Below are 14,639 nucleotides of genomic sequence, written 5' to 3' on the forward strand. Positions count from 1 at the left end.
GACTTGCGACGGGGTGCTTTTCGCGACCCGCCACGTGCTACCTTCGACACGACGCATTCTCCGCCATCCACTCCACGAGATCATTAAACGCGATCCCGCAGAACAGCGCCTGTTCTGGCGCCAGTGAAGTCGGAGTCATGCCCGGTTGGGTGTTAATTTCGAGTAACCATAGTGGTGGATTTGCGGATTCATCGTAGCGGAAATCAGTCCGCGTCAGACCACGACAGCCCAGAACGGCGTGGGCCTGCAAGGCCAGGGCGCGTGCCTGGTCAGCGATGGCGGGTGAGACGTCGGCAGGTAAAATATGAGTCGAACCACCCGCTGAGTATTTCGCCTCATAATCGTAAAAAGTCGTGTTGGGGATAATCTCGGTCACCGCAAGCGCCCGGTCCTCCATCACGGCAACAGTCAATTCGCGGCCGGGGATATAGCGTTCGATCAAAACTTCATCGCCGAGCGCCCAAGCGTTCGAGCCGAGCTCGGCCGGTGGACGGTTAGCGCCCTCCAGCACGATATGCACCCCGACCGAGGAGCCTTGCGCATTCGGCTTGGCGACATAGGGCGGTTTCATCGCGTGCGCTTTGGCGGCCTCGAACCGGTTGACGATCAGGCCTTCCGGGCAGGGAATGCCGGAGGCACGCAGCACGGCCTTGGCCTTTTGCTTGTCCATCGCCAGCGCCGAAGCGAGCACGCCGGAATGGGTGTAGGGCTTGCCGAAATGCTCCAGCACGCCCTGGACCATGCCGTCCTCGCCCCATTCGCCATGCAGGGCGTTGAAAACGATGTCGGGATCGGCATCCTTGAGCTGCTGCGCCAGATCACGCGAGGCATCGATCTCGACAACCTCATAGCCCTTTTCGCGCAAAGCCTTGGCGCAGGCGCGGCCGGACACCAGCGAAACATCACGTTCGGGCGAGAGCCCACCGAGCAGTACTGCGACACGTTTGGTCATGAGAGTCCCTCTTTGCCCGGCAGCCCGATGCGTTTGACTTCCCAGCGCAGATCGACGCCAGACTTGTGTTTGACGCGCGCGCGAACTTCTTCCCCGAGATCTTCCAGATCGGCCGCCGTGGCGGTGCCGTCATTGATCAGGAAATTGCAGTGTTGCTCTGAAAAACTCGCCCCGCCAATTCGCAGGCCGCGACCGCCGGCCTGATCGATCAATTGCCAGGTCTTGCGCGCATTCGGCGTGCCGGGCGCATCGGGATTGGCAAAGGTCGAGCCGGAGGTCTTCTCGCGGATCGGCTGGGTCGTCTCGCGCCGCGCGGTGATCGCGGCCATGCGTTCGAGGATAGCGTCGGGCTCGTCGGCTGTGCCTTGCAGCACCGCTTCGACGAAGATCCAGCCCTCCGGTGCGCCGCTATGGCGATAGCCATAGGCGAGCTCGTCGGGCTTGGCGATGATGCGACGGCCGCCTCGGTCGAGCGCCACGACCTCGACCACCACGTCCTTGGTTTCCTGATCATAACAGCCGGCATTCATCCGCAAGGCGCCGCCAATCGTGCCCGGCACGCCGACGAGATATTCCAGCCCGGCAATCCCGGCCTTGGCCGCAGCCTTGGCGACCATTTTGTCGAGCGCCCCGGCCCCGGCACGCAGCTGGTTCTCGCCGAGCGCCTCGGTCTTGGCGAAAGCGCCAGTCAGCCGGACCACGACCCCGCGCACACCGCCATCGCGCACCAGCGTATTGGAACCGGCGCCGAGGACGTGGACCGGGATCTCATCGGGCGTTTCGGCCAGAAAGCGCGCCAGATCGGACTCGTCCGCCGGCAGATACAGCACTTGCGCCGGGCCGCCCACGCGCAGCCAGGTGATGTCTTTCAGAGGCGCGGCCTCGATATATTTGCCGCGAACCGGAGGCAGGCGCTCAATCAGGCTCAACCCAGCGCCTCCAGCTCTCCCGGCAGGGCGTAGGCCCATTGCGTGATATCGCCGGCACCGAGGCAGACGACGACATCGCCTGACACGGCCCGGCTGGCAATTTCGGCGGCTGCCGTCTCGCGCGTTACCGGATTGGAGTCGCGATGCCCGTGGGCGCGCAGACTTTCGACCAGATGATCGCGATCAATGCCCTCGATCGGATCTTCACCAGCGGTATAGACATCGGCGACGAGCACGCTGTCGGCATCGTTGAAACAGGTCGAGAAATCGTCGAACAAATCGTGCAGACGGCTATAGCGGTGCGGCTGCATCACCGCGATCACCTTGCCAGACGAGGCCTGCCGCGCCGCTTTCAACACCGCTGCGATCTCGACCGGGTGGTGGCCGTAATCATCGATAATGCTGACCCCTTTCCACTCGCCGGTCTTGGTGAAGCGGCGTTTGACGCCGCCGAATTCGGCCAGCGCCTTCTTGCCAGCGACCTCGGTGAGGCCCAGCTCGCGCGCCGTCGCCAGCGCTGCCAGCGTGTTGAGGACATTATGCTCGCCCATCATCGGCAGGAAGACATCGCTCCAGCGCTCGGGCTCCTCGCCGCGCAGGCGGAAGCAAACATCAAAGGTCGAGCCGGTGACATCGGCACGCAGGTTTTCCACCCTCACATCGGCCTGCGGATTGAGGCCATAAGTGATGACGCGGCGGTCCTGCACCCGGCTGGCGAGGCTCTGGACTTCGGGATGATCCGTGCACAACACGGCGAAACCGTAGAACGGCAGGTTCTCGACGAATTGGAAGAAGGCTTCGCGCAGCGTGTCGAAATCGCCGTAATGCTCCATATGCTCCGGATCGATATTGGTGACGATGGCGATGGTACCGCGCAGCTTGAGGAAGGAGCCGTCGGACTCGTCCGCCTCAACCGCCATCCAGTCACCCAAGCCCACCTTGGCATTGGAGCCATAGGCGGAGATGATCCCGCCATTAATCACCGTCGGATCAACCCCGGCCGCATCCATCAACACCGAGACCAGTGAGGTCGTGGTCGTCTTGCCATGCGTGCCGCCAACCGCGACGGCGAATTTCAGCCGCATCAGCTCGGCCAGCATTTCCGCCCGGCGCACGACCGGGATTTTGGCGGCGCGAGCCGCGAGGAGTTCGGGATTGGACGGCTTGATCGCCGAAGACACGACAATCGCGCCGGCACCGGTGACATTGTCGCCGGCATGGCCGATGGCGATATTGGCACCGAGACCGCGCAGGCGCTCGACATTCGGGTTGGCCTTGATGTCCGAGCCCTGCACCGCATAGCCCAGATTGAGCATCACCTCGGCAATGCCGCTCATACCAATGCCGCCAATGCCGACAAAATGGACCGGGCCGACCGGGAAAGGCAAAGCGGCAAATTTCATGTCAGGGCTCCTCGGACCAGGCCTTCGACAGCCTTGGCCAGTGCTTGTGCGGCATCGGGGCGACCCAGCGAACGCGCGGCAGCCGCGCGGTCAGCCAGATCAGCCGGATTCGACAGACGGGATTGCAAAAGGCCGGCCAGACGGTCGGCAGTGAAGTCAGCTTCCGGCAGCGTGTCAGCGGCGAGCGCAGCGACCAGGCCTTCAACATTGGCGCTCTGATGATCATCAGCAGCGATGGCGAGCGGACAGAAAATCGCCGGGCGTCCGACACCGGCCACTTCCGACACGGTCGAAGCCCCGGCGCGCCCGATCACGAGATGAGCCGCCGCATAGAGCGCGCCGACATCCTCGAAGAAGGGCTCGCAGCGAGCACTCACGCCGCAGGACTGGTAGGATTCACGCGCCATCGCCAACGACTCTTCACGGGTTTGTTGGACGACATCAAGGCGAGAACGAAGCGATTGTGGGAGTTGTGCAATCGCCGCCGGGACCGTCTCCGACAATAACCGTGCACCCAGACTGCCGCCGAGAATGAGAAGATTGATCCGCCCGTCCGCTGCGATCGGCGTGTAACCGGCAGCGCGCGCATCAAGAATGGGCTGGCGCAACGGATTGCCGGTCAGGATATGGTGTTTGCGGCCCGTGACGGACAGCTTGTCGAGACGTTCAAAACCCGAGGCAATGAAACCGGCGCGACCGGCAAACACCCGATTGACCCGTCCGAGCACGGCATTCTGTTCGTGGATCGCATAGGCGATGCCCATCGTCTGGGCGGCCGCCAGTGCGGGAAAGGCCGGATAGCCCCCGAAACCGGCGACGACATCGGGCTTCCAGCGCTTGATGATGGCATGCGCCTCGGTCAGCCCCTTGGCGAGCTCGAGGCCAGCCTTGGCCAGCTTGATCGGGTTTTTCGTCGATGGGCTGGCGGCATGGATTTCGTCAATCGCCACGGCGGGAAAGCCGGTCGTGTGCTTGAGGCCGCGCGCATCGGTGACCAAGCGAACCTGCCAGCCGCGCGCGATCAGCGCCTCGGCGGCGGCGCGGGCAGGAAACATATGTCCGCCGGTTCCCCCGGCAGCAATCAGGCAGCGACGCGGTGTCATCCGGCGGCTTGCATCGAATAGGCGCCGGGGCGGCGGCGTGTCAGGGCCAGCATCAAACCGGCCGCAAAGGTCAAGGCGAGCATGGACGAGCCTCCATTTGAAACGAATGGCAGTGTCATGCCCTTCGGCGGGATCAGGTTCAAGTTCACAGAGATGTTGATCAGCGCCTGCAGTCCGAATTGCAGCGCCAGGCCGGCGACCGCCAGCTGCGCGAAATGATCATTCAGCCGCATCGCCTGGTTCCAGGCCCGCGTCACCAAAATCGCGAACAGGCCGATGATGGAAAGCGAGGCCAACAGGCCGAACTCCTCGGTCGCGACCGAGAAGATGAAATCGGTATTCGCATCGGGCAGGAGATGTTTCACCTCACCCTCACCGGGCCCGACCCCCATCAACCCACCGCGCGAGATCGCCTCGATCGCCCGGTCGATCTGATAGGTCTCATTGCCTTCCGGATTGATGAAGCTGTGCACCCGCGCCGCCACGTGCGGCAAGGTCAGATAGGCCAAGCCCGATCCAGTCACCGCCAGACTGCCGAGCACGGACACCCAGAGCCAGGACAGGCCGGAGGCGAAGAACACGCCGCCAAAACACAGTGTCAGCAAGACCGATTGTCCGAAATCCGGCTGCGCCATCAACAAACCGATCGCCGCGATATACAGGCCAAAAGCGACCAGCCGCCCCGGGATCGGCGCGCCGCGTTTTTCTTCGGCAAACAACCAGGCCACCGTGACGAGCAGCGCGGGTTTGAGGAACTCCGAGGGCTGCAGCGAGAAGGAACCAAAGCGCAGCCACCGCGTCGCGCCCTTCACCTCATCGCCCAGAAACAGCGTCGCGACCATCAGCACGAATGAGCCGACCAGGACCAGCGCCGCGAGCCGGCGTGCGCCCTTGGGGCTCAGGCTGGAAAGGACCAGCATGCCGGTAATCCCCAGCAGGGCAAACACCGCCTGCCGGTAGAGAAAATGGAAGGGGTCATCAATTCCGAGCCGCGCCGACGCAGCCGGGCTGGACGCCATCGACAGCACGATGCCGGTGGTGATCAAGGCGAGAATCACGAAGAGCAGCGTCCGGTCGATACCGCGCCACCAGGATGTCACGGCGCGGTGCAGCGACACGATCATGCGCCGGGCTCCGGCTCAAGCGCCGGCGCCATGAACGCGCCAACCAGCTCGCGGAAAGCGTCACCCCGAGCCTCGAAATTCGCAAATTGGTCGAAAGACGCCGCCGCTGGCGATAGCAGGACCACCGCGCCTTTGCGGCCCTCAGCGCGCGCGTCGCGGCCGGCCGCCGCCGTCGCCGTCGCCAGATCACCGCAGCGCTCATAGGCCAGCTTGCCGTCAAGTTCGCGGGCAAAACGCGGCTCCGCCTCGCCGATCAAATAGGCCTTGGCGATGCGCGGATAAAGGTGCGCCAACGCGGCGAGCCCGCCGGCCTTCGGGCGCCCGCCGGCAATCCAGTAGATCGGGTCATAACAGGCCAGCGCCTGCATCGCGGCCTCGGCATTGGTCGCCTTGCTGTCATTGACGAAGCGCACGCCGTCCAACTCGCCGACCAGCTCCTGGCGGTGCGCCAGCCCGCCAAACGAGCCGATGGCATCGGCGGCCATCCGCGCGCTGACCCCGAGCACCCGCACGGCGGCCAGCGCGGCCGCAATATTCTGGGCGTTGTGACGGCCCGGCAGGGCCGCAGCGCGACCAAGCTGCATCACCGCTTTGGGGGCGCTGTCGAGCGCCTCATAAACCTGATCGCCCAACGCATAGACACCGCGCGACACCACACGGCCGGCCGAGATCGGGATCGCCCGCGTATCGGGACGCTTCATCCGCAGCCGCGAATAAAAATCGCTGGTCTGCGCATCATCAACGCCGACAATCGCGACACCGTCCGGCCCCTGCATCGAGAACAGGCGTTGTTTGGCCGCGAAATAGCCGGCGAAATCGCCATGCCGGTCGATATGGTCCGGCGTGAGGTTGAGCAGGATCGCGACATCGCATTGCAGGCTCGCCGTCAGATCAAGCTGATAGGAGGATAATTCCAGCACATAATACGAGCCGGGGCGTGGCGGATCCTGGGCCAGAACCGCATCGCCGATATTGCCGGCGACCGTCACATTGCGGCCCGCCTCGCGCAGGATATGGCCGATCAGCGCCGTGGTGGTCGATTTGCCATTGGTGCCGGTAATGCCAATGATTTTCGGACGGCGCTTGACCGGCATCGCCAGCACTTCCAGCGCAAACAATTCGATATCCCCGATCACCGGCGCGCCGACCGCCTGCGCCAGCTCGACAACGCGGTGCGGCGCCGGATGGGTCAGGGCCACGCCGGGAGAGAGCACGAGAGCGGCGACATCGCCCCAATCGCGTCGATTGAGATCATCAAGCACGAAGCCTTGCGCCTCGGCTGCGGCGCGCGATTGAGCGGAATCATCCCATGCCGACACCTCGGCACCGCCGGCCTGCAGCGCACGGACCGTGGCAAGCCCGCTACGCCCCAGTCCGAAGACCGCAACACGGCGTCCCTTGAAGGCATGGACCGCAATCATCGTCTATCTCAGCTTGAGGGTAGCAAGGCCGATCAGCGCCAGCACGACGGCGATAATCCAGAAACGGATCACGATAGTCGCCTCGGCCCAGCCCTTTTTCTCGTAATGATGGTGAATTGGCGCCATGCGGAAGACGCGCTTGCCGGTCAGCTTGAAACTGACGACCTGCACCATCACCGACACCATTTCCAGCACGAACAGCCCGCCAACAATCGCCAGCACGATCTCATGCTTGACCGCCACAGCAATCACGCCGAGCGCGCCGCCGAGCGAGAGCGAACCGGTATCGCCCATGAAGATCATCGCCGGCGGAGCATTCCACCACAAAAAGCCCAGTCCAGCACCCAGCAGAGCGCCACAGAACACCAGGATCTCGCCAGTGCCGGGCGTGTAGAAGACGTGCAGATATTCGGCGAAGTCGACACGGCCGACGACATAGGCAATGACGCCGAACGTGGCGGCCGCAATCATCACCGGCACGATCGCCAGCCCGTCGAGCCCATCGGTCATATTCACCGCATTGCCCGAGCCCACGATCACCATGCAGCCGAAGACATAGAAGAGCGGCCCGAGATTGAGCAGGAAATCCTTGAAGAAAGGGAAGGTGATCGAGGTCGTCACGGCGGCATCCATGCCATAGCCCTGAGCCGTGGCCGTTGCCCACCAGACCGCGATCAGGGCGATGGAGAATTCGCCAAGCAGTTTGAGCTTGCTGCCAAGCCCGTCCGTCGTCTGCTTGGTGACTTTCTGATAATCATCGATGAAGCCGATCAGGCCAAATCCAGCGGTGACGAAAATCACGATCCAGACATAGGCATTGCTCAAATCGGCCCAGAGCAGCGTGCCGACCATCACGCCGAGCAGGATCAGAAAGCCGCCCATCGTCGGGGTGCCGGCTTTCTCGATCACATGGCGTTCAATGCCTTCGGCGCGGATCGGCTGACCCCTGCCCTGCTTGCGCCGCAGCCAGCCAATCATCGGCTGCCCAAACACGAAGGCGATCAGCATCGCCGTCATCAGCGCACCGCCGGAGCGAAAAGTGATGTAGCGAAACAGATTGGCGATCTGGAAATCGTCCATCAACGGTGCGAACAGCAGGTACAGCATGGGCGGATCAGGCCTCCGTCAGGGTGAATGCCGAGCCGTCGGCCAGAACAGCGGCGATTTTATGAAGCCCGGAACCATTTGATCCCTTGATCAACACGATGTCGCCGGCCCGAATTTGTGATGTCAGCATGTCCAGCGCTTCGCCGGCATTGGGCGCATAGCCTGCGCGCAGCCGCTCCGGCAAGTGGTCGTGCAGATCTCGCATCCGCACTCCACAGCTGAAGACAGCATCGACATCCGCTTCGACCAGAGACGGCGCCAGAGCGCGGTGCAGCTGAGGCGATTGAGCGCCCAGCTCCAGCATGTCGCCGAGCACAGCGATCCGGCGGCCGCCCGGTCCTGGCCGGGCACTGCCAAGCGAGGCAATCGCGGCGGCCATCGAGACGGGATTGGCGTTGTAGGCATCGTCTAGCAAAGTGAATTGGCCACCCTTGGGCAGTGCCACGGTTACCGCACGACCGCGCCCCGGCTCGGCATCGACCTGGCCGAGAGCGTCGGCGACATGTTTCGCATCAAGCCCGGCGGCTGCGGCAGCGGCAAACACCGCGCCGGCATTCCAGGCCCAGTGTTCACCGGTTGCGGCGAGGTGGAAGGGGACGCGCACGCCCATCACATTGACGACGCCATCGCTGCCGCCCAGCCCGGTTTCGAAGGATTCAATCCGGATTGCGGCCCCGGCACTGCGTCCGAAATCGAGCATGAAAGCGGCGCTGGAGCGCTTTGCGAAGCCGGCCAGACGTTCGGCCAACGGATCGTCGGCGGGATAGATCGCGACACCGTCGAGCTCAAGGCCTTCATACATCTCCGCCTTGGCATCAGCGATGGCCTCGATCGTACCGAGATGTTCCAGATGCGCCGGCGCGATGCGGGTGATCAGGGCGACATGGGGCCGTACCAGGGAGGTCAGGTCACGAATCTCGCCGGCATGATTCATCCCGAGCTCAAATACGGCACGCTGGGTTTCCATCGGCATCCGCGCCAAGGTCAGCGGCACGCCCCAGTGATTATTGTAGGATTTGACGCTCCAATGCGCCGGCCCTGCTGCGCGCAGCACAGCGGCGAGCGCCTCCTTGACGCTGGTCTTGCCGACACTGCCCGTGACCGCAATGCGGATCGCAGGGCTGCGATCCCGCGCCGCTTCGCCCAGCGCACGCAGCGCCAGCAGCGTATCCTTGACCTGCAGGGCGGGGCCCGGACAGTTGGACGTATCGGTGACCAGGCAGGCGGCCGCACCGCGCGCCATCGCGTCGGTGACGAAATCATGCCCGTCGCGCTCATCCTTCAGCGCCACGAACAGATCGCCCGGCATAATGGAGCGGGTATCGATCGACAGGCCGCAGCAGGTCCAGTCGAGATCGCCGACCAACATGCCGCCGGTCGCTGCCATCGCCTGTTTGGCGGTCCAGAGCGGTTTAAGCATGAGCGCCCTCCTGTCGCAGATAGGCCTTGCGGGCCGTGAGAGCCTTACGTCCCTCCTCGCGATCATCGAAGGGATGCACGACGCCGGCGACGGTCTGGCCGGTCTCATGCCCCTTGCCGGCCAAAAGCAGGCAATCACCGGGCTGCAGCAGCGCCACGCCACGCGCGATGGCCGCGGCGCGGTCGGCGATTTCTTCGGCCTCGGGACAACCCTCAAGGATTGCGGCCCGGATCAGGGCCGCATCCTCGGAGCGCGGATTGTCGTCGGTGACAATGACATGATCGGCCTGGCGCGCCGCGATCGCACCCATCTTGACGCGTTTGGTCGGATCGCGATCACCGCCGCAACCAAACACCAGAATGACGCGGCCACGCGTATGCGGACGTGCTGCGCGCAGCAATTTGTCGAGTCCGTCTGGGGTGTGGGCATAATCGACCAGCACCGGCGCCGCCGCCTCGGTCTCGCCAACTTTTTCAAGCCGCCCCGGAACCCCGCCCAATTCGCCCAGCGTCTTGAGGACAATTTCGAGTGCGACACCCTCGGTCAGGGCAATGGCGGCCGCGCCGAGCGCGTTGAGGATTTGGAACTCGCCGACCAGCGGCACGTCGACATGATATTCAACACCGCGCCAGGCGAAGACAACATCTTGGCTCGCCGGGCGCGGGGTGATTTCACGGATTTGCAGATCGCTGCCGCGCCAACCGATCGTCACCAGCTGCAGCCCACGCGTCCGCGCCAGATCCGCCATGCGTCCACCCCACTCGGAATCGACATTGATCACGGCGCCAGCGCCATCGGGCAGGCGCTCGGTGAACAGCATTGCTTTGGACGCGAAGTAATCGTCAAAGTCGGGATGATAATCGAGATGATCCTGGGTCAGATTGGTAAAGGCGCCAATCGCCAGTCGCGCGCCATCCATCCGCCTTTGCTTCAACCCATGGCTGGAAGCCTCCATCGCCAGATGCGTCACACCATCGGCAGCGAGCGCATCGAGCGCCTGGTGCAGCGCGACGGCGTCGGGTGTGGTGTAGCCGGTGGTCTCGAGCGAGGCGCCGCGCGCCACGCCGAGCGTACCCAGGCTGGCGCCGTCTATCCCGGCGGCGGTCCAGATCTGGCGCAGGAATTCCACCGTCGAGCTTTTGCCATTGGTGCCAGTGATCGCCACGATATGGCCCGGCTGGCGCGGATAGAAACGCGCCGCCATCGCCGCCAGTGCGGCGGCGGCATCTGCGGCGACAATGACGGGCACATCGAGTTCAGGGATCGCCTGGTCCGACAGGATTGCGACCGCACCTTGCGCGACAGCTTTCGCCGCAAAGGCGCGTCCGTGCAGTTTGACTCCGGGCAGAGCGGCAAACAGAAAGCCCGGCTTCACAGCCCGGCTATCCAGCGTCAGACCCGCGATCTCGATCCGGTCGGTCGCGGGCGTTGCTTGCGCGGGGTCGAGCAGTTCGGACAGGGTCAAGGGATCGGCTCCGGCATGAGTGCCGCGCGAACCATGGCCGCACGCTCACTATGATCAGCATTCGAACGCTCAACCCCGAGGATCGGTGCAATGCGCGAGACAATCGCACTCACCGCCGGCGCCGCCGTCCAGCCACCGGTGGCATAGCCGTGCGTTGCTGCAGTTCCCTGCGGCTCGTCGAGCAGGACCAGAATGGCGTATTGCGGATCATTATAGGGAAAAACGGCCGAGAATGAGGAGATCAGACGGTTGCGGTCATAGCCGCCGCGCGATGGTTTTTCCGCCGTGCCGGTCTTGCCGGCGACCAGATAGCCAGGCGCCTCGGCGCGGCCGCCCGTGCCATCGGTGACGTTTTCACGCATCAGCGTCATGACATCCTGCGCCGCCTGGGCGTCGAGCACCCGCTCACCGACAATCGTCTCGTCTGCGGCAACAGGTTGCAGGGTCGGAGCAACATAAATTCCGCCATTGGCGATGGCTGCGAAGGCGGCAATCGTGGCGATGGGGCTGACGGCGAGGCCGTGGCCATAGGAGATGGTCGCGGTTTCCGTCGGTCCCCAATTGCGCGGCAGCAGTGGATCGGCGCTTTCGGCCAACTCGATCGGCGCGCGCTCAAGCAGACGCATCCGCCCGAGAAACTCTCTCTGCGCCTCGGCGCCGACTTCCAGCGCAATCCGTGAGGAGCCGATATTGGACGAGTGAATGAAGATTTCCGACAGGGTGAGCCAGCGATTTTCGCCATGATAATCATGGATCGTATAGCCGCCGATCTGCAGCGGCTCGGTCGCGTCATAGCCGCTTTCCAGCGTTGCGGTGCCTGCCTCCAACGCCATCGCGACGGTGAAGGCCTTGAAGGTCGAGCCCATTTCATAGACCGACTGGGCACTGCGATTGAGGCGCTCATCGCTGGACGCATCATTGGGGCGGTTGGGATCAAAATCGGGCAGCGACACCATGCCGACAATCTCGCCGGTGCGCACATTCATCACGATACCCGATGCGGCGAGCGCTCGGTATTCCGCCATCGTCGTGCGCAGAACTTCGTCGAGGTGGAATTGCACGCCCATATCGATCGACAGCGCTACCGGACGGCCATCGCTGGAGGACAGCGCGGCATCGAAGGAGCGCTCAGCGCCGGCCAAGCCATTCATATCGCGGTCGGTATAGCCCACCACATGCGCCGCCAGCCGGCCGCGCGGATAGATGCGCCGCGGTTCAATGCGAAAATCCAGCCCAGGAAGGCCTAGCGAGAAAACGGCCTGGCGCTGCCGCGGCGTCAAATTCCTTTGGATCCAAACAAAACGCCGGTGCGAGGATAATTCCCGCGTCACCGCTTCCACATCAAGGTCCGGCAGGACCGTCGACAATGACTGCGCCGCCTCGGACGCATCCCAGACCAGGGTCGGGTCAGCAAACAGCGAATAGGTTTGCAGCGTCGTCGCCAGCACTTGGCCGGTGCGATCAAACAGATCGCCACGCATCGGCTCGGAGGCAACCGGACGCGGCGTCGCGGCATGGGCCGGGCTGGTCACGGCCAGTTCGACAGCGCGCAGGCCGAGAATTGCGAAACTTAGCGCCAGCGTCAGGCCGACAATGCGAAGCCGGCCGCGCGCCGCATCCAGCGCCCGGATTTCTGTGCTCTCAATCCGCAATAGCCGTGACATGTCCGCCGGCGCAGCCTCGGCCATCGGCGGCGGTCCGACACGGTGCGACTCGGCTGATATTTGACGGCGAAAGGGCCACCAGCGCATCAGTGCGACCCCCCAACCTCGCGCGGCTCGGCAAGCGCCAAGGCCTGATCGGACTGGGCGACCAGCAAGCCATCATTGCGGATCGACTCAACCTCGCCAACGGTTTCGGCCAGCAATGGCAAATCGCTCAGCGCGACTTCATGGCTTGGGTCGAGCGGTTCGAATCCGAGATAACGCCGCGCCAGCAGACGCAGGCGTTCCGGGTCTTCCAGATGCGCGATCTCGACATTGAGAACATTGATCTGCCGCCGCTCCTCGACCAGTTGCGACTGGATTCCCTCCAACCGCTCCTGGGAGTTCTTGGCTTCGGTCTTGGCGACATAGAGCGCGCCAGCCAGGGCGACAGCAACGACGAGGGCAATTGCATTGAACGTACGGATCATAACACTGCCTCCAGACGCGCAAGCGACACAACATTCTTCGGCGACTCCGACAGCGCAGCCCAGGCTGGCGCTTCGGTACGAATGGCAACACGCAATTTGGCGGAACGGGACCGCGGATTGACCGCAATTTCAGCCTCGCTGGCGGCGCTCGCCTTGCGGTGCAGCAGAGAAAAGCTGGGACTGATGACAGGACCGGTTTCCACTGCGGGCGCATGGCGCGAGCCACCCCCTCCTGCCTGCCCGGTGCGGGCCCGCAAGAAGTCCTTCACCATGCGGTCCTCCAGTGAATGGAAGGTAACCACGACGAGGCGGCCGAGCGGCGCGAGAATTTCCTCAGCGGCCTCGAGCGCACGGGCCAATTCGCCCAACTCGTCATTGACGTAAATCCGCAAGGCTTGAAAGACTTTGGTGGCTGGGTGAATCTTTGAGTGTTTTCCGCCCGTTGCCCGCGTCACAATCGCGGCGAGCCGGTCCGTCGTCTCGATGGGAGCCTCGGTGCGGGCCTCGACAATCTGCTTGGCGATCCGGCGCGAGCGGCGCTCATCGCCGTAAACATAAAATATGTCTGCAAGCTCTGCTTCACTCAACAGATTGACCGCATCTGCGGCGCTGGCACCATCGCGCGCCATGCGCATGTCGAGCGGGCCGGCGCGCATGAAGGAAAAACCGCGCTCGGCCTGGTCGATCTGCATCGAGGAGACGCCGATATCGAGCACGATGCCATCAACCGTCTCACCGCCATTGGCGTGGATCACCTCGGCCATTTTCGAGAACGGTGCCTGGACAAACACGAAGCGTCCGCCGGATGCCTTACCCAGCTGTTCGGCGGCAAGAACAACGCTCGGATCGCGATCAATTCCGATCAGACGGCAATCGGCGGCCGACAATATGGCGCGCGAATAACCGCCGGCGCCAAACGTGCCATCGATATAGAGCCCGCCATCATGCGGATCGAGCGCACGCACAACTTCGTCCAGCATCACCGGGAGATGGCTCATGACCCACCCCCATTGCGCGGAACCAGGCGCAAGGAGCGCTTGTTCTCGCGGGCAAAGGCGCGCGCCGAAGCCTGGTGCTCGGCATAAACGTCGGGCGACCACAGCTCGAAGCGCGAACCGAGACCGACAAAGGTCGCCTTCGCATCGAGCCCTGCATGATCAATCAATTCCTTGGGCAGTGTGACGCGGCCATTGGCATCGAAGGCGAGCGGTTTGGCAGCGCCGAAAATGGCGCGCTCAAACGCGATGCGCGCCTCATCATAGGGATCCATATCCTCGATCAGGCGCTGATAGCTTTCAAGCAGGGCTTGGCCGCCGCCTTCCAGATAGGGACCATCGAATGAGGGCCAGACAATAATGCCGTCGAACACACCACCGCGCACCACAGAACGGAAGTCGGCTGGCACCGAAACCCGTCCCTTGGCGTCAACGCCATTGATGGTGGTCGATAAAAACACGCTCGAATTGCTCCCCGCCCATACTGATCGATCCCCGTATGGTTAACCATGGGATAACATGGGATCAGATGGGAAACAACGCCGAAAGCATCGATTTCTTTGGTTTGGGGCGCCTTTTGAAGTAA

The 14,639-nt window shown here is 63.5% G+C and carries 13 protein-coding genes; all 13 read right to left on the reverse strand.

Annotated features, from left to right (window positions below; all coding sequences use genetic code 11):
* Positions 1-37: 37 nt before the first annotated feature.
* Positions 38-952 (reverse strand): D-alanine--D-alanine ligase, encoded by a 915-nt coding sequence (locus tag AAC029_RS14310; protein ID WP_339749153.1) that lies wholly within the window; start codon positions 950-952, stop codon positions 38-40.
* Positions 949-1,881, reverse strand: a complete 933-nt coding sequence (gene murB, locus AAC029_RS14315) for a UDP-N-acetylmuramate dehydrogenase (protein ID WP_339749156.1) — start codon at positions 1,879-1,881, stop codon at positions 949-951. The genes AAC029_RS14310 and murB overlap by 4 nt, the downstream gene beginning before the upstream one ends.
* The gene (gene murC, locus AAC029_RS14320) at positions 1,878-3,284 is read right to left on the reverse strand and encodes a UDP-N-acetylmuramate--L-alanine ligase (RefSeq protein ID WP_339749158.1); all 1,407 of its coding nucleotides are present in this window, start codon (positions 3,282-3,284) and stop codon (positions 1,878-1,880) included. The genes murB and murC overlap by 4 nt, the downstream gene beginning before the upstream one ends.
* Positions 3,281-4,387: an undecaprenyldiphospho-muramoylpentapeptide beta-N-acetylglucosaminyltransferase gene (murG, locus tag AAC029_RS14325; protein WP_339749160.1), complete on the reverse strand. Its 1,107-nt coding sequence runs from the start codon at positions 4,385-4,387 to the stop codon at positions 3,281-3,283. Before murG ends, murC begins: the two co-directional genes overlap by 4 nt.
* Positions 4,384-5,511, reverse strand: coding sequence for a putative lipid II flippase FtsW (gene ftsW / locus AAC029_RS14330; RefSeq protein WP_339749162.1), 1,128 nt, complete (start codon positions 5,509-5,511; stop codon positions 4,384-4,386). Before ftsW ends, murG begins: the two co-directional genes overlap by 4 nt.
* Positions 5,508-6,932: a UDP-N-acetylmuramoyl-L-alanine--D-glutamate ligase gene (murD, locus tag AAC029_RS14335; RefSeq protein WP_339749164.1), complete on the reverse strand. Its 1,425-nt coding sequence runs from the start codon at positions 6,930-6,932 to the stop codon at positions 5,508-5,510. Before murD ends, ftsW begins: the two co-directional genes overlap by 4 nt.
* Before the next feature lie 3 nt (positions 6,933-6,935).
* Positions 6,936-8,039, reverse strand: a complete 1,104-nt coding sequence (gene mraY / locus AAC029_RS14340; RefSeq protein ID WP_339749166.1) for a phospho-N-acetylmuramoyl-pentapeptide-transferase — start codon at positions 8,037-8,039, stop codon at positions 6,936-6,938.
* Between the two features lie 7 nt (positions 8,040-8,046).
* Positions 8,047-9,459, reverse strand: a complete 1,413-nt coding sequence (gene murF, locus AAC029_RS14345; protein WP_339749168.1) for a UDP-N-acetylmuramoyl-tripeptide--D-alanyl-D-alanine ligase — start codon at positions 9,457-9,459, stop codon at positions 8,047-8,049.
* Positions 9,452-10,924, reverse strand: coding sequence for a UDP-N-acetylmuramoyl-L-alanyl-D-glutamate--2,6-diaminopimelate ligase (locus tag AAC029_RS14350; RefSeq protein WP_339749170.1), 1,473 nt, complete (start codon positions 10,922-10,924; stop codon positions 9,452-9,454). Before AAC029_RS14350 ends, murF begins: the two co-directional genes overlap by 8 nt.
* Complete coding sequence (locus tag AAC029_RS14355; RefSeq protein WP_339749172.1) at positions 10,921-12,612, reverse strand: penicillin-binding protein 2; 1,692 nt, start codon at positions 12,610-12,612, stop codon at positions 10,921-10,923. Before AAC029_RS14355 ends, AAC029_RS14350 begins: the two co-directional genes overlap by 4 nt.
* 62 nt (positions 12,613-12,674) lie before the next feature.
* The gene (locus tag AAC029_RS14360) at positions 12,675-13,058 is read right to left on the reverse strand and encodes a hypothetical protein (protein ID WP_339749174.1); all 384 of its coding nucleotides are present in this window, start codon (positions 13,056-13,058) and stop codon (positions 12,675-12,677) included.
* Positions 13,055-14,056 carry a 16S rRNA (cytosine(1402)-N(4))-methyltransferase RsmH gene (gene rsmH / locus AAC029_RS14365; RefSeq protein ID WP_339749176.1) on the reverse strand — a complete coding sequence of 334 codons (1,002 nt, stop codon included), beginning with the start codon at positions 14,054-14,056 and terminating at the stop codon, positions 13,055-13,057. Before rsmH ends, AAC029_RS14360 begins: the two co-directional genes overlap by 4 nt.
* Complete coding sequence (locus AAC029_RS14370) at positions 14,053-14,514, reverse strand: division/cell wall cluster transcriptional repressor MraZ (protein ID WP_339749178.1); 462 nt, start codon at positions 14,512-14,514, stop codon at positions 14,053-14,055. Before AAC029_RS14370 ends, rsmH begins: the two co-directional genes overlap by 4 nt.
* Positions 14,515-14,639: the final 125 nt, after the last annotated feature.

The organism is uncultured Maricaulis sp. (assembly GCF_963975345.1).
Lineage (GTDB): Bacteria > Pseudomonadota > Alphaproteobacteria > Caulobacterales > Maricaulaceae > Maricaulis.

Bases quoted from the DNA above. Each gene is read 5' to 3' on its own strand.
- AAC029_RS14310 (WP_339749153.1), bottom strand. From the start codon at position 952: ATGACCAAACGTGTCGCAGTACTGCTCGGTGGGCTCTCGCCCGAACGT.
- murC (WP_339749158.1), bottom strand. From the start codon at position 3,284: ATGAAATTTGCCGCTTTGCCTTTCCCGGTCGGCCCGGTCCATTTTGTC.
- murG (WP_339749160.1), bottom strand. From the start codon at position 4,387: ATGACACCGCGTCGCTGCCTGATTGCTGCCGGGGGAACCGGCGGACAT.
- ftsW (WP_339749162.1), bottom strand. From the start codon at position 5,511: ATGATCGTGTCGCTGCACCGCGCCGTGACATCCTGGTGGCGCGGTATC.
- murD (WP_339749164.1), bottom strand. From the start codon at position 6,932: ATGATTGCGGTCCATGCCTTCAAGGGACGCCGTGTTGCGGTCTTCGGA.
- mraY (WP_339749166.1), bottom strand. From the start codon at position 8,039: ATGCTGTACCTGCTGTTCGCACCGTTGATGGACGATTTCCAGATCGCC.
- murF (WP_339749168.1), bottom strand. From the start codon at position 9,459: ATGCTTAAACCGCTCTGGACCGCCAAACAGGCGATGGCAGCGACCGGC.
- AAC029_RS14355 (WP_339749172.1), bottom strand. From the start codon at position 12,612: ATGGCCGAGGCTGCGCCGGCGGACATGTCACGGCTATTGCGGATTGAG.
- AAC029_RS14360 (WP_339749174.1), bottom strand. From the start codon at position 13,058: ATGATCCGTACGTTCAATGCAATTGCCCTCGTCGTTGCTGTCGCCCTG.
- rsmH (WP_339749176.1), bottom strand. From the start codon at position 14,056: ATGAGCCATCTCCCGGTGATGCTGGACGAAGTTGTGCGTGCGCTCGAT.